Annotated in this window: 20 protein-coding genes and 1 pseudogene; 14 read left to right on the top strand and 7 right to left on the bottom strand. The window is 56.2% G+C overall.

All coding sequences use genetic code 11. The features are described from left to right. From AC0QHF_RS18900 to mreD, 4 genes are all read left to right on the top strand, one after another. On the top strand, positions 1 to 531 hold a 531-nt coding region (locus tag AC0QHF_RS18900), incomplete at its 5' end, for a photosynthetic reaction center family protein (RefSeq protein WP_473113734.1). A gap of 505 nt (positions 532 to 1,036) precedes the next feature. Then, positions 1,037 to 2,044: a rod shape-determining protein gene (locus AC0QHF_RS18905; RefSeq protein WP_324705792.1), complete on the top strand. Its 1,008-nt coding sequence runs from the start codon at positions 1,037 to 1,039 to the stop codon at positions 2,042 to 2,044. 83 nt (positions 2,045 to 2,127) lie between these two features. Continuing rightward, positions 2,128 to 2,919: a rod shape-determining protein MreC gene (gene mreC / locus AC0QHF_RS18910; RefSeq protein WP_324705793.1), complete on the top strand. Its 792-nt coding sequence runs from the start codon at positions 2,128 to 2,130 to the stop codon at positions 2,917 to 2,919. Positions 2,920 to 2,952: 33 nt separating this feature from the next. Further along, entirely contained in the window at positions 2,953 to 3,507 is a 555-nt protein-coding gene (gene mreD, locus AC0QHF_RS18915) for a rod shape-determining protein MreD (RefSeq protein WP_324705794.1), read from the top strand. A 182-nt stretch (positions 3,508 to 3,689) separates the two neighbouring features. On the opposite strand, the gene AC0QHF_RS18920 is transcribed toward mreD, so the two are convergent. Continuing rightward, positions 3,690 to 5,036 carry a helix-turn-helix domain-containing protein gene (locus tag AC0QHF_RS18920; RefSeq protein WP_324705795.1) on the bottom strand — a complete coding sequence of 449 codons (1,347 nt, stop codon included), beginning with the start codon at positions 5,034 to 5,036 and terminating at the stop codon, positions 3,690 to 3,692. 740 nt (positions 5,037 to 5,776) lie between these two features. Between AC0QHF_RS18920 and AC0QHF_RS18925 the strand changes: the two genes are divergently transcribed. The 5 genes and pseudogenes from AC0QHF_RS18925 (at position 5,777) to AC0QHF_RS18945 (ending at position 10,259) form a co-directional block, all read left to right on the top strand. Beyond that, on the top strand, positions 5,777 to 6,088 hold the full coding sequence (locus tag AC0QHF_RS18925) for a hypothetical protein (protein WP_324705796.1): 312 nt from the start codon (positions 5,777 to 5,779) through the stop codon (positions 6,086 to 6,088). Positions 6,089 to 6,332: 244 nt separating this feature from the next. Beyond that, a pseudogene (locus AC0QHF_RS18930) lies at positions 6,333 to 6,482 on the top strand (IS66 family transposase); the annotation flags it as partial. A gap of 89 nt (positions 6,483 to 6,571) precedes the next feature. Next, positions 6,572 to 7,465, top strand: coding sequence for an acetylglutamate kinase (gene argB / locus AC0QHF_RS18935; RefSeq protein ID WP_324705797.1), 894 nt, complete (start codon positions 6,572 to 6,574; stop codon positions 7,463 to 7,465). 123 nt (positions 7,466 to 7,588) lie between these two features. Further along, a complete protein-coding gene (locus AC0QHF_RS18940; protein WP_324705798.1) occupies positions 7,589 to 8,926 on the top strand; it encodes a serine hydrolase in 1,338 nt (445 codons plus the stop codon). Between the two features lie 514 nt (positions 8,927 to 9,440). After that, positions 9,441 to 10,259, top strand: a complete 819-nt coding sequence (locus AC0QHF_RS18945) for an alpha/beta fold hydrolase (protein ID WP_324705799.1) — start codon at positions 9,441 to 9,443, stop codon at positions 10,257 to 10,259. Here AC0QHF_RS18945 and AC0QHF_RS18950 read toward each other — a convergent pair. The 5 genes from AC0QHF_RS18950 to AC0QHF_RS18970 all read right to left on the bottom strand — a co-directional run bounded on the left by AC0QHF_RS18950 (position 10,256) and on the right by AC0QHF_RS18970 (position 15,997). Next, a complete protein-coding gene (locus AC0QHF_RS18950) occupies positions 10,256 to 10,522 on the bottom strand; it encodes a DUF1816 domain-containing protein (protein WP_324705800.1) in 267 nt (88 codons plus the stop codon). The two genes, AC0QHF_RS18945 and AC0QHF_RS18950, sit on opposite strands and share 4 nt — an antisense overlap. Positions 10,523 to 10,909: 387 nt before the next feature. After that, the gene (locus AC0QHF_RS18955; protein ID WP_324705801.1) at positions 10,910 to 13,114 is read right to left on the bottom strand and encodes an alkaline phosphatase D family protein; all 2,205 of its coding nucleotides are present in this window, start codon (positions 13,112 to 13,114) and stop codon (positions 10,910 to 10,912) included. Between the two features lie 174 nt (positions 13,115 to 13,288). Further along, positions 13,289 to 14,212, bottom strand: coding sequence for a class I SAM-dependent methyltransferase (locus tag AC0QHF_RS18960; RefSeq protein ID WP_324705802.1), 924 nt, complete (start codon positions 14,210 to 14,212; stop codon positions 13,289 to 13,291). Between the two features lie 172 nt (positions 14,213 to 14,384). After that, a complete protein-coding gene (locus tag AC0QHF_RS18965) occupies positions 14,385 to 15,191 on the bottom strand; it encodes an alpha/beta fold hydrolase (protein WP_324705803.1) in 807 nt (268 codons plus the stop codon). A gap of 89 nt (positions 15,192 to 15,280) precedes the next feature. After that, positions 15,281 to 15,997: a lysophospholipid acyltransferase family protein gene (locus AC0QHF_RS18970; RefSeq protein ID WP_324705804.1), complete on the bottom strand. Its 717-nt coding sequence runs from the start codon at positions 15,995 to 15,997 to the stop codon at positions 15,281 to 15,283. Positions 15,998 to 16,414: 417 nt separating this feature from the next. Between AC0QHF_RS18970 and metG the strand changes: the two genes are divergently transcribed. From metG to lptC, 3 genes are all read left to right on the top strand, one after another. Further along, positions 16,415 to 18,022, top strand: coding sequence for a methionine--tRNA ligase (metG, locus tag AC0QHF_RS18975; protein WP_324705805.1), 1,608 nt, complete (start codon positions 16,415 to 16,417; stop codon positions 18,020 to 18,022). A gap of 136 nt (positions 18,023 to 18,158) precedes the next feature. Further along, complete coding sequence (locus AC0QHF_RS18980; protein WP_324705806.1) at positions 18,159 to 18,770, top strand: LabA-like NYN domain-containing protein; 612 nt, start codon at positions 18,159 to 18,161, stop codon at positions 18,768 to 18,770. 6 nt (positions 18,771 to 18,776) lie between these two features. Then, a complete protein-coding gene (gene lptC, locus AC0QHF_RS18985; RefSeq protein ID WP_324705807.1) occupies positions 18,777 to 19,928 on the top strand; it encodes an LPS export ABC transporter periplasmic protein LptC in 1,152 nt (383 codons plus the stop codon). 74 nt (positions 19,929 to 20,002) lie between these two features. On the opposite strand, the gene AC0QHF_RS18990 is transcribed toward lptC, so the two are convergent. After that, a complete protein-coding gene (locus tag AC0QHF_RS18990; protein WP_324705808.1) occupies positions 20,003 to 20,176 on the bottom strand; it encodes a hypothetical protein in 174 nt (57 codons plus the stop codon). Positions 20,177 to 20,301: 125 nt separating this feature from the next. Here AC0QHF_RS18990 and AC0QHF_RS18995 point away from each other — a divergent pair, with 125 nt between their 5' ends. Together AC0QHF_RS18995 and AC0QHF_RS19000 are read left to right on the top strand one after the other, a co-directional pair. After that, positions 20,302 to 22,059, top strand: coding sequence for a ShlB/FhaC/HecB family hemolysin secretion/activation protein (locus AC0QHF_RS18995; protein WP_324705809.1), 1,758 nt, complete (start codon positions 20,302 to 20,304; stop codon positions 22,057 to 22,059). Positions 22,060 to 22,530: 471 nt separating this feature from the next. Next, positions 22,531 to 24,678 carry a PAS domain-containing sensor histidine kinase gene (locus tag AC0QHF_RS19000; RefSeq protein ID WP_324705810.1) on the top strand — a complete coding sequence of 716 codons (2,148 nt, stop codon included), beginning with the start codon at positions 22,531 to 22,533 and terminating at the stop codon, positions 24,676 to 24,678. Positions 24,679 to 24,681: the final 3 nt, after the last annotated feature.

Here is a 24,681-nt window from a genome sequence, read left to right on the forward strand (position 1 = left end):
TTGGTGTTCCAAGCCGAGCACAACATCCTGATGCACCCCTTCCATATGCTGGGAGTTGCCGGTGTCTTCGGCGGTGCGCTGTTCTCCGCGATGCACGGTTCTCTGGTGACGTCTTCTCTGGTGCGTGAAACCACCGAAACCGAATCTCAAAACTACGGTTACAAATTCGGTCAAGAAGAAGAAACCTACAACATCGTGGCGGCTCACGGCTACTTCGGTCGCCTGATCTTCCAATATGCTTCGTTCAACAACAGCCGCGCCCTGCACTTTTTCTTGGGTGCCTGGCCGGTGATCGGCATCTGGTTCACCGCTTTGGGCGTGTCCACGATGGCCTTCAACCTGAACGGATTCAACTTCAACCAGTCCATCCTGGACTCCAGCGGTCGGGTGGTCAACACCTGGGCTGACGTGATCAACCGCGCCAACCTGGGTATGGAAGTGATGCACGAGCGCAACGCTCACAACTTCCCCCTCGACTTGGCTGCAACTGAAGCCACTCCCGTGGCGCTGGTTGCCCCCGAAATTGGCTAATTGAGAGCCACCACTCAAAAAACGCTCCCCGAATGGGGGGCGTTTTTTTTGGTTTCCCGTTCGTCCCGATCCGCTGGAAGTCCCGACGAACAGTGAGAGAGAGTCAAGTCGCTTCGGGCAAGGCGATTCGGTCTCGGGCTACGGGGCTGGACTCCGACCGAAAAACGTAATACAATCCACATCGGTTTGTGAGGATGGCGGGTTTGGCTGTCGGGATTGGGGTTGTCAAAACCGATCCGGTTAACTTGGCATTGCATTCTCCTGTTGCGGGGGAAATGTGCAAAACTGCTAGGAAGTCTTCTTAGCGAGATTAACTGTGTCGCAATCAAACGTCAACCCAATTGAGTAAATGATTGGTTTGGATTTCCAACCGGGGTGCAAGTTTGGCCCGGTTGCAGACAGCCCGAAAGCGGCAGCGCGTTTTTTTCAAATTGTGATTTAGCATTCAAGTGTGGGGGCGTAAACACCAGTGGGCTTTTTTAATCGCTTTTCCTTATCGCGGGACATGGGTATCGACTTGGGTACGGCCAACACCCTCGTCTATGTTTCGGGAAAGGGGATCGTTTTGCAAGAACCGTCCGTCGTGGCGATCGACCAGCAAGACAAGACCCCCCTGGCGGTCGGAAACGATGCGAAGAAAATGTTGGGGCGCACGCCAGATAATGTAATCGCCCTGCGGCCGTTGCGGGACGGGGTGATCGCCGATGTGGACGCGGCCGAGCAGATGCTCAAACTGTTTATCCGCAGGGTTCACGACGGTCAGACCCTGATCGCCCCCCGGATCGTGATCGGGATTCCGAGCGGGGTGACGGGGGTCGAGCGGCGGGCGGTGATCGAGGCGGCGACCCGCGCCGGGGCCCGGGACGTGCGGCTGATCGACGAACCGATCGCCGCGGCAATTGGGGCCGGACTGCCGGTGGCGGATCCGACGGGGAACATGATCGTCGATATCGGGGGTGGGACGACGGAGGTGGCGGTGCTGAGTTTGGAAGGAACCGTGTTGAGCGAATCCGTGCGGGTGGCGGGGGACGAACTCAGCGAGGCGATCGTCGGGTACATGAAAAAAGTGCACAACCTGGTGATCGGAGAGCAGACGGCTGAGGAGATCAAAATACAGATGGGTTCGGCTTATCCCGGCGACGAGGATGAGGAGATGATCATGGAGGTGCGGGGGATTCACCTGCTCTCGGGGTTGCCCCGCACCGTCTCGATCAAAAGTTCGGAAGTCCGCGAGAGTATGTCGGAGCCGCTGACGGCGATCGTGGACGCGGTAAAAAGGACCCTGGCGCGGACGCCGCCGGAGTTGGCGGCGGATATCATCGATCGCGGAATCATGTTGGCCGGGGGCGGGGCTCTGATGCGGGGGTTGGACTCCCTAATCAGCCACGAAACGGGGATCGTCACTCACATCGCCGCCGACCCCCTCTCCTGCGTGGTGCTGGGAACCGGGCGGGTTTTGGAGAATTTCAAACAGTTCGAGCGGGTGTTCACGGTGCGATCGCGCAATTTCTAGCCCGCTCCGTTTAAATATAAGGGGAGCCGCGCCGGGATGATATCCCGTCGGCTTCCCGTCCGACGATCGCGAAACTTATGGGAATGGATACAAGAAGCTGGTGGAATCGATACGGTTCGCAACTCGCCCTGCTGGCCCTGGCCATTGTGACGGCGCTGTGGGTGCGGCAGACCCGAGGTGCCGCCCTATTTGAGGTTTATTATTGGCTACACCGCCCCTTTCAAGTCGCCCCCGAAGAATTCGTCGAACGGCAAACCCAAATTGAGGCAGCCGAGCCGCGGATTCAAAAGCTCGAAGCCGAAATCGAAGAGTTACAGCGAGAAAATGAAACCCTGCGGGAGCTGCTGGGCTACGTCTCCTCCAAACCCGACCGCACCGCGATCGTCGCTCCCGTCATCGCCCGCGGCGCGGACCACTGGTGGCAGCAGGTGACGTTGGGGCGGGGAGCCGACGCCGGCATCCGCCAAAATGCGCTGGTGGTGGGGCCGGGGGGGTTGGTCGGCCGCATCGTGGCTGTCACCCCCCACACCAGCAAGGTGCTGCTGTTGAGCGACCCCAGCAGCCAGATCGGCGTGGCGGTGACGCGATCGCGCCAGATGGGTTACTTGCGGGGCGACGAAAGCAATCAAGGGGTGCTGGCCCTGTTCAACACCGTCCCCGACGTGAAACCGGGGGACGTGGTGGCGACTTCGGCCTTCAGCCAGATCCTGCCGCCGGGGTGGCCGGTGGGCAAGGTGGTGTCGGTGGACATCAACAAGGCGACCGGACCCGAGGCGATCGTGGAATTTTTCACGCCCCTCGACACCCTGGAATGGGTGGCGATCTACCCCAACGAACAACAGGCTCCGGAGTCCCCCGACGGGACTTCAGACTGATTTTTTCTAGATGCTCTCCCCACGCCAATTCTCATGTATATCAACACCCGTCAACTTCTCAACTGGATGGTCACCGTCACCTCCGCGATCGCCTGCCTGTTGCTGACCCTCGTCCCCATCCCCGGCATGGAGCTGTTCGGCATCGGCCCCAACTGGCCGTTGATCTGGCTGGTGGCTTGGAGTTTGCGGCGGTCGCTATGGGAAGCGATCGCGGCCGGGTCGGCGATCGGCCTGCTTCTGGACAGCCTCACCGCCCCCGACCCCAGCCACGTTTTCCCCTACGTCGGATCGGCGGTTCTGACGGTGTTCCTGTCCCAATTGGTGATGAAAAATATTCAGGAAGATTTCATCTCCGTGGCGCTGATCGTCTTCGGGATGGCGATCTGGGTGGAACTGTTCCGGGCGCTGCAATTCGGGGGGGGGAATTGGCAAACCCTCCAGACCGACTTGGCCGAAATTTGGAGCGATCGCCAGCGCATCGCCCTCAGTTGTGCCCTGCTCAGTAGTTTGTGGGCGCCCGTCATCTATTTTCCCCTGAGCCGGTGGTGGAAATTTCAGAATTCCTCCGAGCGGAGTTTTGATAATTGATAATTGATAATTTTCAATTGCGATCGCATTTCGACGATTGACCTCAAACATCTTCCTCTGCCCCCACTGCCCTCTGTGCGCTAAAGCGCAACAACGAATCACGGTTGTCGGGCTTTAGCCCCCCACTGCCCTCTGGTGCGATCAATTGATGAATGGTGTGGGAACGCACCGCAAATTGACCACTACAATTGTAGAATATATTGCTTCAATATCGATGACATCACATAAACTTTGTCAGTTTTTTCCAGCCAGCAACGACGGCAGAGCGATTGTAGTGCATCGAGTAAATCTGACAAGGGCATTTGTGTCGTTTCTAATAACTTGACGAGAGCGATCGCATCATCTTCTCTTGCCAATTGAGAAAGCAACTCTGTTTCTGTTTCCGATAGATAAGCAAATGATTGTCGCAGAATACCTTTCAAATCCTGGGGTAACACCGGCTGTTTGTGGAACAAATCTGTGACATTTAATCCCAACTCAAGGATAAAATGAGCTACAATTTTCAACCATAACGGATTGCCCTGATAAAAGTCAATTAAATTTTTCCATCGGTTGTCAATTTCCAATCCTTGATCTGCTAGAACACGACTAGCAGAGGAGGAGTCCAAACCGGCGATCGTGAAGTGGGGTATATTCTTTTGTTGAATTTGAGCAATGTCTCGCGGTGCTTCCCAACCCACGAGGAGAAAGCAGCTTTGGTGGGATAAATCAATAATTTTTTTAAAAAAACTGCGATAATCTTCATAACACAGTTGATACTGACCTGCTAATTCTTCCCGCATAAACAGATTATGGATATTATCTAAAATAATTAAACATCGATGTTTTTGTAAATATTTAATTGCCGACATCTGTGATAATTTCTTGTTGTCATTATGGGCAAATAAATTTATGATATCTGTCTTTAAATTGCTGGCAGCATAACCGGTTTCCAGGTTGCGCCAAACCACACATTCAAATTCATGCTTAATTTCTTGTACCAGTTTTATAGCCAGTGCCGTTTTGCCGCTCCCGATGATACCCGTAATAGTGAGGAGTTGTACTTTGTCTGTTAGGATTACTGTTTTGATGCGTTCCAGTTCATCAACACGATTATAAAAGTTGCCGAGTCGTGGCATTTCACTCAAATCGTGATTGAAGGCTGGGTTAGATCTAGCTTGTGTTTCTTGATGGGGTTGAGATGAATGAGGCGGATGTCGGCTTTCTCCACAATAATTAATGCAACCAATTTGAACCGAATCTTGTCGTGCAAAATATTGTGAATCAATCGAAAATTGCAATCTCTCCATTGTCGGTCTAAAATTTGATTTGGTGACTTTTTCTCCCAACTCGTCTGAAAGAGTCTGCCATAATTCCATTCCCACCTCTCTAACACGAGCTTCCGACAGATTAACCTGCTTGGCAATTTCCTTGTAATCCTGATGTTGCCATGTTCCGCGCAGAATAGTATCTTGCACGTCACTGAGATGCTGACCTGTCCGAGCAAACACCAGTTCGTCTGCGAGTTTCACCACTTCCTGAAGGTTCATAGAGCCGGGTAGATGTCAGGGATTCTCGCATTTTACCAAAAATTTCCCAATAGTTCCCGACATTTCCCAACATTTCCGGCTTTTCCATTCAGTCTTCAACTGAAAAAAGCCCAACAATGACCCCATATTTTGTAAAGGCAAAACGAAAAAATTTTGTTATTCTGAACAAAGAACAAATATTTTACTCTACAGTCATCAGGTGTTCTTATGCGACGCCCCAAAATTATCGGTTTACTTGTAGTCCCCTTATTTTCTTTCGGCTTGGCTTGTTGCCTTCCCCAAAAAGCAACTGCTGAGGAGGTCAGGTTGATAATTGGCCGAATACCAGTTTTGTGTAATACTGTTTCCCAAAGATGTTACACTCCCAGTCCTACTCCCGACGGAAATGTTGTCTGGCTCTATTTCAGCCCCATAAGTGATATACCTGAGCATCAAGGGAACGCTAGGAGGTGTCAAAATTTAGTAGGAGACTTGGCACCGGCAGCAGCAGCTTACTACCGTTGTAGTCTTTACGGATATTCTGAAGAGCCTTATGATAGAATATCATGAGAAGAATTGATCGATTCTTTCCGTAATTTAGGGCAATAGTAATTAGTCTCGTAGAGTGCGTTCCCCGCGTCACTGACTTCACCGCCGATGAATGGCGTGGGAACGCACCGATTTGACGGTGAACTTCCCGGCGGGCGATCCTGCAACACGCGGTTATCTCTCGCAGGAGAAACTAATTAAGAGGAAATCAAATGTCACTAATAGTCATGCTCAAAACAGCTCCAACGATCTGGGTTGCAAGTTGTGTGGCACCCGGTCCCGTACAATGGATGGCAATTATTGCATTGATCTGTGGTTCTGGTGTCTTGATTGTATTTGCTAGTACATCGCTCCTTGGTGTAGCCACGACCTTTGCTTCTGTCGTAGTACCAATGATTCTAGCTGGTGCGACGATATCAGAAATCATAGCCGTGATCACGGGAAGTGATTTATTTATTCTCAGTGGTAGTATAGAGGCATTGACAGGTTTAATTGCTGCCATTCAGAGTCTCTTGAGCTGCTAACAATAATTTTGGCTAGAAAAAATCTGACCCTGCTACGGGTACGAAGGTGAATCACCCAATCAATACTGAAAAATTGAGGTTGATTCACCTCCGCATTGGATCAATAAAATTTCCCCGATCATTTCCCATATTGGGCAATTGTAATGACCGAGAACTCGGCCGGGTGGGAACGCACCGAAAATTGACTCATGTCAATCAGCCTGCGATCGCCGCTACAATTATCGAGGCTTGGTGTCTCCGATCAGGCTATGCGGCTGGTTTGTTATCAAAGTCTTTGACTCCCAAGGCTCATCAATGGTGGTATTTCCTCGACCCTCCCCAAGTTCCACCCGATAACAATCGGGCGGAACGAGCATTGCCTCTGGCGGTGACTCGGCGCCAAGTGGCGGGTGGCGACTCTGCTCCCTCCGCCTCCTGGTGCCCTCTGTGCGATCGGCAATTTGCAGCTAAAATCTAAAAGCGAGATTCTAACATCGAACGCCCATGCTCAAACACAGCGATTTTGCCCGCTCCGACGAAACCAATCGAGTCAAGATCCTCAGCGAGGCCCTCCCCTACATCCAAAAATTCGCCAACCGCACTATCGTCGTCAAATACGGCGGCGCGGCGATGAAAGACAGTTCCCTCAAAGAAACCGTCATGCGAGACATCGTGCTGCTGTCCTGCGTGGGAATTCGCCCGGTGGTGGTACACGGCGGGGGGCCAGAAATCAACACCTGGCTGGGAAAACTGGGCATCGAACCCCAATTCAAAAACGGCCTGCGGGTCACGGACGCCCCCACGATGGACGTGGTGGAAATGGTTCTCGTGGGCCGGGTCAACAAGGAAATCGTTTCCCTGATCAATCAGGTGGGGGGGTCGGCGGTGGGGTTGTGCGGCAAGGATGCCAACCTGATCCGCGCCCGTCCCCAGGGAGACGAGGGGATCGGCTTCGTGGGAGAAGTCACCAGCATCGACACCAAACTGGTGGAGGCCCTGGTCGATGACGGCTACATCCCCGTGGTTTCCAGCGTTGCGGCGGACGAAACGGGGCAGGCTTACAACATCAACGCCGATACGGTCGCGGGCGAAATTGCGGCGGCGTTGGGCGCCGAAAAATTGATTTTGCTGACCGATACCCCCGGAATTTTGGAAGATTACAAAAATCCCGACACCCTGATCGCCAAATTGGACATTGGGGAAGCCCGAGCGTTGATCGAAAAAGGTATCGTGGCGGGGGGGATGATTCCCAAAGTGACCTGCTGCGTGCGGAGTTTGGCCCAGGGAGTCCGCGGTGCCCATATTATCGACGGCCGCCTCCCCCACGCCTTGCTCCAGGAAATCTTCACTGATGCTGGGATCGGGACGATGTTGGTGGCGTCCGAGTTCATGAGTTAGATGGGGAATGGGGAATGGGGAATGGGGAATGGGGAATGGGGAATAAATTCCCGACACCCGACACCCGACACCCAAAATTTCCTGATATCATGCTCCCAGGTTCGCGTGTGGTGAGGAGAGAGGATGGTTCGACTTTGGCCGGGGAATCGGAAATCGGGTTTCTCGAAAACGGTTCGGGCGTCAAATCGGTTTTTGGCGACGATCGCGATCGCGGCGGGGATCGGTTTGACCCAAACGTTGCCCATGCTCGGGTCATCGTCCGAGTTGTACGGGGCCGGTTCCCTGAACGAGTTGGTCGCATTGCGCGATCGCCTGGTGGAAAGCCTGGAAAATCCCCCGGAATCCCGTCAAGTTCCCCAGTTTATCCCGATCTTCTCCAATCGCCCCCCGGAACCTCGAAAGGATGTCCTGGAAAAGCTGCGGGCTGTGGAACTGCAAATTCTGATCGAACGGCGGGCCAACGACAGTTGGAAGCAGGGGATCAGTTTGGCGACCCAGGCCGTGGAGACGGGCAAGGTGTCGGAGATCTCCTGGGAAACCCGGGAACAGATGGCCCTGCTGTGGGAGCGGGCGATCGCCAATTTGCAGGAAATTCCCGAAGAATCGTTCCTGAAACGGCAGGCGACGGAGAAAATCGGGCAGTATCGGGATAATCTCAACCGTTTAAAGCAAGACCTGCAAAATGTCCAGGCGGAAATTTTGGAGGAAATTCGCCAGGACAGCGGCCTGTCCCGACAGGCGACGATCAGCGTCTGTAACTTCAACCGCCACTGTGCCAGCCTGCGGGGGGACGTGCCTCCCGCGAGTCCGGCGAGTCTGATCAAGGTTCCGGTGGCGATCGCACTATTGCACAAAGCCAACGCGGATAAAGTCAGCTTCGAGGAATCCGTTTATGTGGAGGGGGGAAACTTCACTGAAGATGCCTCCGACATCCGCGCCCGCAAGTCTTACCCCCTGAAGATCCTGATGGGCCAGATGATCGACCACAGCAGCAATATCGCCACCAACCAACTGATCGACTATCTGGGCCACGATTACATCAATTCGTTCCTGGAAGGGCAGGGGTTCACACAAACCCGGGTGCGGTTCAAACTCATGGGCGATCGGATCATGCCCTTCCGACCGGGCAAGGGCCGAAATCGCCTCACCAGCGACGAACTCACGGAAATGATGGTGAAAATCTACAATTACGAATACCCGGACTCGGAATTGCTGATCGAGGCTTTGAGCCAGCAGTACGATCGCGAAATCGGTTACATGGCGTTGGATGGATTAAATGCCCAGTGGCTGGGGGAAAAAACGGGCCAAAATTCCAAAATGATCGGCACCACGGTCGCGGCCAGCATCGACGGCGAACGCTACGTCATCACGATCACTGATAACTACAGCGGCCACATCCCCCAAATTCGGCGGGCGATCGCGGGAATCGTCGATCACGTTATCCGCAACGGTCAGATTTAATTGGGGGAGTCGGTATTAGGGGAATGTCATTTTTTGGGAAGGGGAAGGCAACAGATTGGCCCAATTTTTTTTAATTTTTGCCGCGATCAAAGCCGGGGAGGGGTTGACAGGGGCGGCGATTTCCGGTAAACTATTGACATAATGCTTCATAATCGGGTGGTTGCAAAAATTTTATTTCCGTCACCACTCCCATTATATAAAATAATACCGGAAGTCAAGCGAAAAAGCAACGATCCTGGAAAAAAAGTCGAAATTTTTAACATTTCTTAATTTTTTTAATTTTTGCCGCGATCGAAGCCGGGGAGGGGTTGACAGGGGTGGCGATTTCCAGTAAACTATTGACATAATGCTTCATAATCGGGTGGTTGCAAAAATTTTATTTCCGTCACCACTCCCATTATCTAAAATAATACTGGAAGTCAAGCGAAAAAGCAACGATCCTGGAAAAAAAGTCGAAATTTTTAACATTTCTTAATTTTTTTTTAAAAAATGATTAATTCTTGGCGCTAATTTGATGCAACTTCACCACTCGATTGGGGGAACCGGATTTCCGATCCTGTGCCTTCACGGCCATCCGGGGTCTGGGGGATGTATGTCGGTGTTTTCGGAGCATTTATCCCAGCGATTTCGGACGATCGCGCCGGATTTGCGGGGATACGGGAAAAGCCGGGTGAGTGGGACGTTCGAGATGTCGGATCACCTCCTCGACCTGGAATCATTGTTGGATCGCCTGGGGATTGATCGCACTCTAGTGTTGGGGTGGTCGTTGGGGGGAATTTTGGCGATGGAATTAGCCCTGCGATCGCCGTGGCGGGTGACGGGCCTGATCCTGGTCGCCACCGCCGCCCGTCCCCGGGGCAGCCATCCGCCGATTTCCTGGCAAGACAACCTGTTCACCGGACTCGCCGGGGTCGTGAATTGGGTCAAACCCGGATGTCGGTGGAATATCGACACCTTGGGACGGCGATCGCTATTTCGATACTTGCTGGGACGGCAGAGCCCGGAAGCCTACCGATACATCGCCCGGGAGGCCACCCCCGCCTACTTGCGGACTTCCCCGACGGCGACCCGAGCCCTGCGTCAGGCATTGCGGGCCGGATACGATCGCCTGGGGGAATTGGAAACCCTGACCTGTCCGGCGTTAGTTTTGGCGGGGGAACGGGATCGGCACATTACCGCCGCATCGAGTCGGGAAACGGCCGGCCGCCTCCCGAACGCGGAATTTTACTGCTATCCCGACACGGCCCATTTGTTACCGTGGGAGATCAGCGATCGCATCCGGGCCGATATCGACCGCTGGCTCGACGCCCATCCCGAAGTCCTGCGGCCCTAAGCCCATTTGAGTGGGTTGTCAAAATTCGGGCCGAGATCCTCAGCCACGGTGAGATATTCCGGTTGGCAGCGTTTGACGGCGACGTGCAATCCCTCGGCGCCCTCGCCTTCAATATCTTCGATGTAGCCCGGTTCCGCTTCCTGAGCTTCATCTTCGGTGAGGAACGGTCCAAAGTAGTAGGTGCACCGGGGGATTTCAGTCATAATTTCTACCCAAAATGCCAGCCCGAGGGAATTAAATTGATTGATGACAAATTCTTTCATCTTGATCTGTTCCATTGGGGGGTGTGATGTCAACAAGGGGCGGAGTCCTCAACGTCCAACTCTGCGATCGCGATCGCGCCTAAAATCGTTCTGAATTTTTACACTTTGTTATACTCTGTCGCACTTGATTTTTCAACGACCCAAACCCATTTTGTTGTCGGGGGCGATCGTCGAGATTTTCGTCACGATCAAAAAAACCCCTTCCTCGCGGATGGGTTGGACTAAGTACCGATCCCCCAGGTCGAAGTCAACTCGGCGTACAAAGACCCTTCGGAATTGACCTCAATTTTAGCTCGAATCGCCAGATGTCGCAGCGTAAAGCTATACCAATTCACTTGGATGGGTGTGCTAATCTGGCAGATTTTTCCCGAGCCGTCCCGTCGGGAATCAGAACAACTCCGGAGCGACCAAAAACTGGCTCACCACTTCGGGTTGGCGGCCGATCACTTGTGCGGGAACCGTTTCCACGTCGATTTGAGAATAGGGTTCGACGCCGTAAGTCGTCACGAGAAGCTCTCGGGTATTCTCATCGACCACAAACTCCGTCCATCCGAAGGTGTGAACCGCCACATAAGGAGCCGGGATCACCTCTCGAACGTCAATTCCCGACCCCTGCAACCCGACGGGATCGTACCCCAAAGCCACGAGGCGCGAGTCGAGAACATCTCGGATCAACTCATCCCGCAGCGATCGCGTTTCCAAGGAATCATAAACCGCCTTCGCCTCCCGCGTCAGCACGTCTTCCGGCGTATTTGCCACCGTCGCCGGACCCAAGGGGGCGCCCGTCAATCCGTCGCCCAAATCTTCCTGAACCGCCACCGGACCGACGGTAATTTCCATCGCATCGACCGGAATTTGTCGCCCCCCAAACCGTTCCTGATAGGTCAAATTGTTGACCACCGTCCCATCCAACCCCGCCGACACAAACACCACGTTATCAATATCATTTTCATCGATAAACTTGAGGATCTCGCCACGTTCCGCCGCGTATCCTTCCCAGCGGTCTGCCGCCCCCGGAATCCCCAAATTTTGCATCGGGACCGGAGAAAAAATGAACTTCCAGGTCAGTCCCGCCGCCTCGGACGCCAACAAATCCCCCCGCAACCGCTCCAACTGGGCCGATCCCAACATCGTGCGATTGCGATCGAAACTGGCGGCCAAAAACCCATCGATCTGCTGTTGAGGTGCCGCTTCCGACACCTGCGGCAGGGGGGCGTCCCGGAACGATCGCACGTCCAACAGAAACGCCGCCGCGTCATCCCCGAACGTGACGGCCCGGTACAGTTCCTCCTCCCCCGCCGTGCGGGGATCGCCCGTCTCCCCGTAGACCTCCCGGCGGCGGGGGTTGTAGTCCGAAAACGCCTCCAGCGCCGCCTCGAAGACGGGGGTATCATTCACAAAACCCCCCCCCATCCCGAACAATCCCGGCGTCTGGGGAGACAAAGCCGGCGCCGTCCCCCCGGCAAAATTCTCCGTCAGTTCGCGATCATTCCAGGTCGAGAACACCGAAGTCGAAGCCCGCAAATTCCCCCAGGGATTGAAATCGAGCCGTGGGGAATAGATCTCGTTGTGCTTGGTGCGAAATTCCTCCCAACTCGCCGCCTGTTGCACTCCCGGCACATCCGGAGACTCGGTATCCGCCGAAATGCTATTGCCCAATTCCACAAAAAAATCCAGGTTCCGTTCCGGCACATTGCCCACGGCTACATGGGGCATCAGTTCCCCCTGGCCGTCACCGGTGGCCCCGAATCGCAAGCCCCCCCGAATTCCCGGCGGTTCCGGCGTGCGGAAACTGCCCAGGTCCGACTCTCCCCGGGCATTCGTGACCCGGTAAAAATATTGCGTCCCCGGCGTCAGCCCCGACAGGGACACCTGGGACGGGAGGGTGGGGTCGAGGGCGATCGTCGTCACCGACGAGACGATATTGGTAAAATTGGGATCGGTCGCCGTTTCAAAGGTCAGGGGGCCGGCGACGGTGCTGCGGGCCATCAGGGTCGTGCCGGTTTGGGTGGTGTCCCCGCTGGCGACCCGGTTGGGAAAATTCGACCCGTCCGGTTCCAGAAACGGGCTGAAATCCCGACCCTGGGCCGCCCCGATTTCGAGATAGTGTTCGATCCCCGTCACCTCGCCCCGGGCGACATTGGCGGCGACATCCGGATTTCGGGCCAGATAATAGTCGGGGTTGTAGACCGGACTGGGGCGGAAATCTGCAAATTGTCCGAATTTGACGAAATGCTCGATCGCGGTCACATCCCCCGCCAAAACCGCCGGTTCCAGAAACGGATATTCTTCGAGATAGAACGCCGTATTAAATAAGATGCTGGGATCGCGCCCTTCAAATTGACCGGCGTTGATAAAGTGTTGGAACCCGCTCGCCATCGCCCCGCTGTTGACGGCTTGGGCGACGTCGGGGTTGGTGGCGAGATAATAAAATTCGTCGTAGAGCGGCGTGGGCTGGCGGACCTGAAACTGACCCGTTTCGATGAAATGCTCGAACCCACTTTCAATAATGCCGGCCTCGACAGCGAGCTCGACATCCGGGTTGTTGGCGAGGTAAAACGACTCGCTGTAAAGGTCTTCGGCGCTTAACATAAATTGGGGTGTGCGGGCGTGGGGTGTGGGGAAAATTGATCATTGACAATTGATAATGATCAATTCATACCCCTGCCCCCCTAATACCGACTCTCGACTGCCGACTCCCTCACTTCACTCGTGCGATCGCGGTCCGGAATAATTAATTGTCAATTATTAATGATTAATGATTGATCATTCCACCTGTGCGATCGCGGTTCGGTGGCGGGGGCTGTTGCAGGTGACGGCGGGGGTTTGGAAACCCGCGTCTTTGAAGGTTTCCGCCAAATCCAGGCTCATGTACTCGTCGAGATAGGGTTCGGTACTCTTGAGTAACGTCAGGACGAAGGGGGGCATTTGGGCCAAGACCTCGGATTGGGGGTTCATGTCCATCACCGCCAGGTGTCCGCCGGGACGCAGCAGGCGCCGGGCTTCCCGGAAGATGTCGCGGGTGGCCCGTTGGGGGAGTTCGTGGCAGACCAGGCACAGGGACACCAGGTCGAAACTGGCGTCGGGCAAACCCGTGGCTTCGGCCGCGGCGTGCACCCAGGTGGGGGGGTTGGCGGTCTGTTTTTGGGCGGTATTGTAAGCCGCGATCGCCAAAAAGTAGGGGGACAGGTCCAGGCCCGTCATCGAGGCCCGGGGGTAAATCTCCTGGAGGGTGAACGTACTCAACCCGACGCTGCAGCCGAGGTCGAGAATATTTTCGGGATCTTTAGGCAACCGGGCTTTCAGGACGTCGTGGTAACTCTGCCGCAGCCGGCTATCTCCGGCGACCCCCGCCTCGGGCCAGATTTTGGCGTGGACGGCTTTGGCCGCCACTTCCACTTCGACTGCGGCCCGCCAGCTCATGTTCCCGCTGTCGTAGGCGTGGAAGGGTTTCAAGTAATAGTCGGGGTAGGTGAGGTGGGGATCGTTGACCTGCTCGAATTCCCGGGTCCAGTCGCGGGAGAGGAGTTCGTCGGCGTGGCGGCGCCAGGGAACGCCCATGTCTTCGGCGCGATCGATCATCATCTGGCGGGCGCGATTTTTGGCCCAGTCGGCCAGAGGTTTGATAGAAAGGACGCCATTCACCAGTCGGGAGGCGAGTCCGGCGGGAGCATTTGCGGTTGCTGTCATGGTTTGTTTGGGGAGCAGGGAGTAGGGAGTAGGGAATAGGGAATAGGGAATAGGGAATAGGGAATAGGGAATAGGGAATCGACCCGAATCGGTCATCTGTGAAATCCGGCTCATCCGCGATCGGGAGTCGGGGATCATGAATTGATAATTATTAATGATCAATGATCAATGATCAATGATCAATTATTCCCACACAGGCCGAGTCTTTTGTCGCGCGATCAAGGTCGGGATCGCGGTCTTTGACGATCGCGTACAGGTTGACGTCGGTTTCCAACAGGCAGGCGTGGCCGCTGTCGGGGAGGACGACCATCTCGGCGTCGGGCAGTTCCCGAGTCAGGAATTGAGCTTCCGTTACCGAGGGTAGCAGCCGGTCGGACCCGCTGGCAATGATGAGAGCGGGCAAACTGAGTTGGCGGAGTTGCCGGGGTTCGACGTGGAACGATCGCAGCAGTTCCAGGCGCCAGATCGAGGTCGGTTGGGGGACGGACTGCATGGCGTCCAGAAGGGCGCGGCGATCGCTTTGGGTGATGCGTCTCAACGCCGCGAGAAAGGGCAACATTCCCGTCACCGAAACGGGGTAGAACCAACTCGGCAGCCAGTGGGTGAGGTAGGAGCCCCACTGCACCCAGGGCCTCTGTTTAAAGGAGGAGGCGGGGTTGACCAAAATCAGGCGTTTGAGGCGGTGGGGAATTTTGAGGGCGACTTTCAGGGCCAGACAGCCGCCGAAGGACTCGCCGCACAGGAAGAGGTCGCGATGTCGGTTGCGTTCGAGTTCGGCTTCGATCAGGCCGACGGTGCGATCGACCAAGATCTCCCAACCGGAGAGATCTTCCGGGGGGATGCTCAGACAGCGCAGGTCGAAGCTGCGGGCGAGTTGGGGCTGTTGAGTCCGCAGCAGGCGGCCCGTGCCGTCCATGCCGGGGAGAAAGCAAAATAAAGGTCGGTTCGGTTGGGGGGAAGTGGGGCTAAAAAAATGCATGGGGGTTTTGAATGCGGTTAATTCTATCTGGAGATGGATTCGGAAATGTTGTCTGTCGGGCTGTTTTTTTGATATAAAGCAAAGTCTGCTCAGAAGCATCCCCCGCGCAGCAGGTCGGCGATTTCGGCTTCGCAGTAGCCGGTGAGGTCGGCGACGGCCGCTTTGGCGGTTCGACCCCGGTATTGACCTTGCAGTTGCGGTTTCACCCAGTAGGGGCGGCCGACGAGGACGTTGACCTGGCGGTAAACGAGGGCCGGATGGGAACCGGGCTGGTCGAACTGGGGTTCGTCCGGGTCGAACCAACCGAGGACTTTGATAGGGATGCCGGAGGAGATGTACTCTTCCTCCACGCTCGCGATCGCCACCGGCAACAGGGCCAACTCCCGCACGGGCGCCCGCAGGGCCAGGTGGGCGAATCCCCGGTGAAACGAACCGACCCGGTCTGGGAGGGTAGGCCGCAACATCGGGGCGGCCCCTTCCGGGAAGATCCCCACCATTTCCCGGGCCCGCAGCAGTCCGGCGGCCCGTTGAAAAAACGGTTTGGGACGGTGGTCGAGGGGAAAGGCGCCGACGGCGGCGATGGTTTCCCGCAGCAGGGGGACCCGGCCCATGAACGGGTGACAGGCGAAGCGGATCGGCCGGTCGAGGGTGGCCATCAGGACGATCGGATCGAGGAAACTGCGGTGGTTGCTGACCATTAGGACGGCGCACTCTGGGGGGATGCGATCGCCGTAGTGCAGGAAAATGCGAGTTCCCAATCCGGCGAGAAGCCCGCGAGAGGTGAGCTGAATTCTGTTGGAAACCATAGGTCACAATAGAGAGCGAGTGGTTTTTCGCGCCGTCGGGTTCGCGATCGAGAGTCGCTTAACATTACTTTACCTTATCGGTGAAGTGACCGGGATCAATCGATCGGGGCACTTCGACGACCGGGATCGGAAACGGAGGCGGTCCGACATTTTTGACGCGATCGCCCGAAATCTTCCCCCCATGCCGTCCGTCGCCTTCAGAGCCGCCATGAAAACTTAAGACTTCGTTGAGAATTTTTGAGATTTTTTAAAAAAGCCTTATGATTTATAAGCTCGGTTTCAAATTTTTAAAACGGTATCAAATGGGTACTGTTTTGGACGGCGGGGGACTCGTACCCGGCAGTCAAAACGGCGAATTTCCGACGTACCATTAAGTTAAGATCGACACCAGTTTAAGTCAAAACAATCTAGATCGTCATGGATGTGACAGAAACAACTCAAAAGACATTCGCTTTAACGACTCCCCTGTATTACGTCAATGATGTCCCCCACATCGGCAGCGCCTACACGACGATCGCGGCCGACGCGATCGCCCGCTTCAAACGCCTGCAGGGAAATTCGGTCTTGCTGATCACCGGAACCGACGAACACGGCCAAAAAATTCAGCGCACCGCCGAGGCAGCCCGGTGCGAGCCCCAAGTCCACTGCGATCGGATCGTCTCGAGTTTTGAAGATTTGTGGAAGCAGCTCCAGATCCAGTACGATCGCTTCAGCCGGACGACCGCTCCCCGCCACGAAGGGGTAGTCAAAGACTTTTTTCAGAGAGTGTGGGACAACCGGGACATTTACCTGAACCAACAGCAGGGATGGTACTGCGTCTCCTGCGAAGAGTTCAAAGAAAAACGGGAACTCGTCGATGAAAAATACTGTCCAATCCACTCGAACAAAGAAGTGGAATGGCGGGACGAGCAGAACTATTTTTTCCGCCTGTCTCGATATCAAAAGCAGTTGGAGAAGCTGTACCGCGATCGCCCGGACTTCATCCGGCCGGAAAGCCGCCGCAACGAAGTGATAGCCTTTGTCGGGCAAGGATTGCAGGATTTCTCCATTTCTCGCGTCAATCTCGACTGGGGATTCCCCGTGCCCATCGATCCCAGCCAAACCCTCTACGTCTGGTTCGACGCCCTGTTAGGGTACGTCAGCGCCCTCCTCGGTGCGGACGAAGAACCCACCTTGGAGAATGCGATCGCCAAGTGGTGGCCCATCGACCTGCACCTGATCGGCAAGGATATCCTGCGGTTCCACGCCGTTTACTGGCCGGCGATGCTGATGTCGGCCAATTTGCCGTTGCCCGGCCGTATCTTCGGACACGGTTTTTTGACCAAAGATGGGAAAAAGATGGGGAAGAGCTTGGGAAATACCCTCGATCCGGTGGCATTGGTCAACCAATTCAGCCCCGACGCCGTCCGCTATTATTTCTTAAAAGAGATAGAATTTGGACAGGACGGCGATTACAATCAGACGCGATTTATTAATATCCTCAATGCCGACCTCGCCAACGATCTGGGCAACCTGCTCAACCGGACGGTCAAAATGGCTCACAAATACTTCGACGGAACCGTTCCGGCGATCGCGGCCGAGGCAATTTCCCCGGACAACCCCTTAAAATCCATCGGCGATTCCCTCACCGACAGCGTAGCTCAGTCCTACGACGCCCTGGCATTCAGCCAGGTGTGCGAAGCGATCCTCACTCTCATGCGGGCGGGAAATAAGTACGTAGACGAAAAAGCGCCGTGGGCGCTCTACAAACAAGGCGATCTCGAAGCAGTGGGAGAAGTGTTGTATTGCGTCCTCGAATCCGTCAGACAGGCAGCCTACTTGCTCTCACCCATCGTCCCCAACCTCTCTCAGGCGGTTTACGAGCAGCTCGGATACGCGATCGACTTCCACGACCGCCGCGTCGGGGAAACGTCGGCCCCCTTCGACACCCACGGCCGCTGGGGCATCTTGCCCCCAGAGCAACCCCTGGGGAAACCGCAACCGGTCTTTCAAAAGCTGGAAATGCCGGCCTCTACCGAGTCCTAGGGCGATCGCGCCGCCGATTCAATTCGCCGACCCCAGCATCTCAAATTGACGGTTTCATTTTTCAAAATCCGATTTTTCCATCACCCAAATCCGATTTTTCCATCACCATAGATAATAAACGAGGTATAAAAAAATCATGTTGAATCATATCAACAGTGGAGAGATATTTACGCCCGAGCAAATCTTAGAAAATCGAGGTCGGGTGGCGATCTTCATCGACGGGTCGAACCTATTTTACGCCGCCCTGCAGTTGGGGATCGAGATCGACTATACCAAGTTGCTCTGCCGCCTGACGAGCGGTTCGCGGCTGCTGCGATCATTCTTCTACACCGGCGTCGATCGCTCCAACGAAAAGCAGCAGGGGTTCCTGCTGTGGATGCGGCGCAACGGCTACCGGGTGATCGCCAAAGATCTCGTCCAACTGCCCGACGGCTCCAAAAAGGCGAACTTGGACGTCGAAATCGCCGTGGACATGATCGCCCTGGTGGGGGCCTACGACACGGCGGTACTGGTAAGTGGCGACGGGGATCTCGCCTACGCCGTCGATTGCGTCAGCTACCGGGGGGTGAGGGTGGAAGTGGTCAGCCTGCGATCGATGACCAGCGACAGCCTGATCAACGTCGCCGACCGCTACATCGACCTGGAAGCGATCAAAGACGACATCCAAAAAACCCCCCGGGGCCACAACTACAACTACCGCCCCCTGTCGAGCATGAGTTTGCTCGACGGAAAGGCGGAAGGATCGTGAGGGGACATGGCTCGAATCCCGCACTCACCCTGCACGATCCTGTTGCCCCTCGCCCTGCTGGTGGCGGGGTTGGCGGGGTGTCGGCCGGCGACGCCGGAGGATGTCGCCGTGGAAGCGGAAACGGAAACCGAGTCAGAAGAGATCGAAAATACCCTCACCCTCGATGACGTCGTGCTCGAACAGGCGGACGAAGAGGGGCAACTGCTCTGGCGCGTCCGGGCTAAACAGGCGAGTTACAGCCCGGACAACAAGGTAGCCACCGTCATCGAACCCCAGGGAGAATTGTTCGCGGACGGGAAGTTGCGCTATCAAATCGAGGGGGACACCGGCACGCTCCACCAAGACGGCAAGCGGCTGTTTCTGCGGGGTTCGATTGTGGCCGAGGACTTGGAAAATGGCATCGTGTTGCGGGGATCCGAGCTCGAATGGATCGTCGATCAGGAAATTTTGATCGCCCGCAACGGGGTGACGGGGGAACACGAGAAAATGCAGGCGGTCGCCACCGAAGTTCAGGTTTTCGACGCAGACAAGCGGGTGGAATTTTGGAACCAGGTGGTAGTCAACTTTAAAGAATCCGGGGTGCAGCTACGGAGCGACCACATCATCTGGCGGTGGGAGGAAGAAAAATTTGTCGCCGACCGCCGGGTAGAACTCGATCGCTTTGAAAATCAAACCCTGAGCGATCGGGGCGTGGCCAAGGCGGCGGAATTGGACTTGAAGGCCCAAGTCGCCACGTTGAAGGATAGCGTCCAGGTAGCCCTCTCCGACCCCCCCCTGCAGGTGTCGAGCGACGAGTTGCGCTGGAACTACGAAAAGGAAACCCTGGAGTCCCCCAAACCGATCACGGTCATCGATCGCAAAGACCAACTCACCTTCTCCGGCGACAGCGGTTGGGGAGATCTGAACGCCGAAATTTTTCACCTGATCGGCAACGTCCTGGGGGTCGGCCAGAAGCAGCAGGCCCAAATCAACACCGATCTGCTCACCTGGTACGTCTCCCAACAAAGCTTCAAGGCGGAAGGGGATGTCATCTACCGCCAAGTCGATCCCCCCATGACCCTGCGGGGGGAAAAAGCAACGGGCCGGTTCGACAATCAGACCGTCGTGGTGACGGGAAACACCCCCGGCGATCGGGTCACGACGCAATTCGTACCGTAAAATTCGGGAGTCGGTATTAGGAAGTCGGGAGTCGGGGGACGGAAAATCAATGGTCAGTTGTCAATTGTCAATGATCAATTCTCCCGTCCGGATGGGAAACCGCGATCGGAGAACAAAGGATTGCGACGACCTTCGGACTGACGGGCGATCGCAGCCCTTGTCTTGACGGTATCCGATCCCATATTCTGAATTCTCAACTGAGTTGTGCCTTCAACCCTCGAAACCCGACAGTCCGTTAGAACTGCCATCAACTCTCATCGCGGTCGGGCGCGATCGGGCCGGTTCGTCGAGGCGAACCCCCGATCTGAAAGGTTCTCGATTGGGGTCACGAAACGCAATCAACGGAGCCACAGCCTTGAATTGAGGAGTGAGAATGTGCAACGATCGCCAAAAAGCCTTTTTGAATCGAATTTTTCCCGATTCCATCCCGACCGGCATCGCCCTCGCCCTGATTTTGGCCCCAACGCCCCTGTCCGCCCAAACCCAACCCCAACCGCAACGACCCCTGCCGGACGCCATTCCGACACTGCCGGAACGTCCCGAGCCCGAACCCGACCTCCCCGCGCCGCTGCCCCCCCTCGAGGAGTTGCTGCCATCTCCCCTGCCGGCTCCCACGGACTCCGGAGAACCGCCGGATGAAGCCGTCACCGTCGTGGTGGAACAATTCGCCTTTGAAGGCAACACAGCCTTCAGCGACGAAGAACTCGCCCGAGTCACCGCACCCTTTCTCAACCGCCCCATCACCTTCGCCGAACTGCTGCTGGCCCGCTCCGCCGTCACCGACCTTTACATCCGCAACGGCTACATCACCTCCGGCGCCTTCATCCCCCCCCAGGAACTCGAGGGGGGCACCCTCACCATCCAGATTTTGGAAGGGGAAGTCGCCGAAATCAACGTCGAAGCCGCCGGACGCCTCGATCCCGACTACGTCCTCCGCCGCCTCGCCGCGGCCACGTCCGGTCCCCTCAACCAAAACCGCCTCCTCGAAGCCCTGCAACTGCTGCAACTGAGTCCCCTCATCGAAACCATCCAGGCGGAACTCTCCGCCGGGACCCGTCCGGGGGAGAGCATTTTGGACGTGGAGTTCAAAACCGCCAAAACCTTCGGCGTCAAAATCTTCGCCAACAACTACCGACCCCCCAGCGTCAGCACGTTTCAGCGGGGGGTGGAAGTCACCGAAGCGAACCTCCTCGGACAGGGGGACGCCCTCAGCCTGTTTTACAGCAACACCGATGGCAGCAACGTGGTGGATGTCTTTTACGACTTTCCCATCAACGCCAGCAACGGCACCGTCGGGTTTTACTTCAACTACACCGACAGCAATATCGTCGAACCCCCCTTCGACGAACTCGACATCGAGGCGGAAAGTGTGACGTTTGAACTGCGCTACCGCCAACCCATCATCCAAACTCCGACGGAGGAATTGGCCCTGGGGGTGAGTTTGGCCCGTCGGGAAAGTCAGACCTCGATTTTGGGGGTGGGGTTCCCCCTGGCGCGGGGGGCGGACGACGAGGGGGAAACGCGCCTGTCAATTTTGCGGTTGTCCCAGGAGTACACGAGCCGGGGGACTCGGCAGGTGTTCGCGGCGCGATCGCAATTTAGCATCGGTTTGAATTTCCTCAATTCCACGGTTAACGACTCCGCACCCGACAGCGAATATTTTGCTTGGCGGGGACAGGCGCAGTGGTTGCGGCTCTTGGCGCCGGATACGGTGGTATTGGTGCGATCGGATGTCCAGTTGGCTACGGAGGAACTGGTGCCGCTGGAACAGGTGGGGCTGGGGGGGTTGGACAACGTGCGGGGATACCGCCAAGATGCCCTGCTGCGGGACAATTTTATCTTCGCCTCGGCGGAGTTGCGCTATCCGATCCTCCGCATCGACAATAATAAGGGAATTTTACAACTGACGCCGTTCGTGGATTTCGGCACGGCTTGGAGCAGCAGCCCGGACGAACAATCGCAGTTGTCGTCCGAGACGTTAGTTTCCTTGGGGTTGGGCCTGCGCTGGCAGTACGGGGACAATTTTCGCGCCCGGTTCGACTGGGGAATTCCTCTCACGGATTTGGATTCTCAGGACCGAACCTGGCAAGAACAGGGACTCTATTTTTCGGTGGAGTGGAATCCGTTTTAGGGATGGGGTGTGGGGAGAAAAAACAAGTCAGACAACAGAAGTGAGAAGTGAGGAATATCAATGTCAAATTTTATACCTTTAAAACCCCTGATGTCTCCGGGAATTTACAGAGTTTGGGACACGATTGTTGTCTATAGCGCTGTGCGCTGGCCTAGTTACACGCCGGACGGGTGAGAATTGTCAATCCCTAGGACTGACGACCGACTCCCTAGGACAGACTCCCGTTTCTAGAGCTTGTAACGACACGATCGCGCACTGCTATAAAATGCCCGGACGGGAATCCGGTCTTTTGTCGGTGCGATCGCGGCAGTGTTAACTTGGTGGACAAAGCAGTGTAATCAATATTACAATGAGGGGTGAGACCCCCCAAGAGTCTGCGGTCGAATTTTAAAGCATCCGAAATCTCCAAACTCTCCCCCGTAATCCTTTACTGTGCCGCCGAGACGCGATGATACTGGAGCATCTCAAATTGTGAATGACAAACCGATTCCATCCTTTCAGTCCCAGAACGTGGCGCCGCCGGCCGATCACCATTCACTTTTGGGCGGTTCGGCGTCGGGGGTATCGGGGGAGCAATTATTTCGTCAATTTCTGGAGTCCACGCCGGCCGCGACGGCGATGGTCGATCGCCAAATGCGCTGCGTCGCGGTATCCCGGCGGTGGCGGGACAAGTATCGGGCCATCGGGGACGACCTTTCCCCAGGCGATCGCTTCCCCAACCTGCCGGAACGCTGGTATCGGAATGCGGCGGCATCCCTGGCCGGAGAGCTCGACCGCTGGGAATTGGAAACCTGCCTCCCCCCAGAAAACGGGACGGTGGAATGGGTGAAATGGACGGTGCAGGCCTGGAAAACCGACTCGGGGATCATCGCGGGCCTGATCGTGCAAGTCGATACGATCACGGAATGGAAGCTATTTGAAAATGCCCTGCAACTGACCCAACTGGCGATGGATCGGGCCGGCGATGCGGTGCTGTGGATCACGTTAGAGGGGCGGTTGTGCTACGCCAACGACACTGCCTGTCACCTGTTGGGCTATTCCCGGCCGGAACTGCTGCGGCTGACCATCCACGATATCGATCCCGACCTGCCCCCGGCCATGTGGTCGTCCCACTGCGAGGAGATCAGACACCGGGGTTCCCTGACCTTTGAATCTTGCCACCGCCACAAACTCGGCACCATCGTCCCGGTGGAAGTCAACGTCAACTATTTGGAAGTCGATCCGATCGCGCCGGAGGACGCCGGCCCGGTATCGCGATTGCGCGAAGCGCACCGGCAGAGCCGATCATCCGATTCCCCCAGGTTGCCCCTGCTGTGTTGGTTCGCCCGCAACATCTCCGACCGCAAGGCCGCCTCCTCCGCCATCACCGAGTCCCGGGACCAACTCGAAGCGGTGCTCAACGCCGTACCGGGGTTGGTGTCCTGGATCGGGTCAGACCGGCGCTATTTGGGCGTCAACCAGCACCTCGCCAACGCCTACGGCGTACCCGCCCACCAATTTATCGGCCGGGAAGTGGGGTTCCTGCAGACGAGTCCCGAATTCAACCAATTCGTCTACGCCTTTTTCGACAAAGCCGACTGGACCGACTCCCGGGAAATTATCGCCGATGTCAAAGGCGAGCCCCGCACCTATCTGATCGTCGCCCAAAAGTACCTGCGGGGGGCGGCGGCGGTGTTCGTGGGGTTGGACATTACCGAGCGTCGCAACATGGAAATCGCCCTGCGGGAGAGCGAGGAACATCTGGACCGCCGTCGGGCCGAATTGGAAACCGCTTTGGTGCAGTTGCGGCGCACCCAAACCCAGTTGGTGCAGACGGAGAAAATGTCCTCCCTCGGACAACTGGTGGCGGGGATCGCCCACGAAATCAACAATCCCGTCAATTTTATTTTCGGCAACCTCACCCACGCCCGCAACTACATCGAAGACCTGGTGGGGGTGATGGAACTTTACGCCGAATATTACCCCGAGCCGATCTCCGAAATCGAGGAAGAACTCGAAGAGATGGGGTACGAGTTCATGAAAAAGGACCTGCCCAAAATGCTGGAGTCGATGAAAGTGGGGGCCGAACGCATCCGGGACGTGGTGCGATCGCTGCGATCGTTCACCCGCGTCGATGAGGGCCGGATGAAACCGGTGGATATCCACGACGGACTCGAAAGTACGATCCTGATCGTCCAGAACCGCCTGCAAGCCAAGGGCGGGCGATCGAGCATCGAATTGGTGAAAGACTACGCCGACTTGCCCCGGGTGGACTGCTACCCCGGCCAACTGAACCAGGTGTTCATGAATCTCCTCACCCACGCGATCGACCGCCTGGAAACGGCCATGACGGGGGAAAATCGCCTCGAAAACCCGACGCTGCGGGTGCGAACCCAACTCCTGGAGGGCGATCGCGCCATGATTTCCATCGCCGACAACGGCCCGAGTTTGAGTCCCGAGGACTGTCGCCGGGTGTTTGAACCCCTCCTGGAAGCCCCGACGACGGGCCAGGGGACGAGCCTGGGACTCTCCATCGCCCACCACCTGATCGTGGAAAAACACGGCGGCCAGATCGCCTGCATCTCCGACCCCCCCGAAGGCGTGGAATTTCAAATTCACCTGCCGATCGTTGACAATTAATAA

This window comes from Lyngbya sp. CCY1209 (assembly GCF_055795065.1).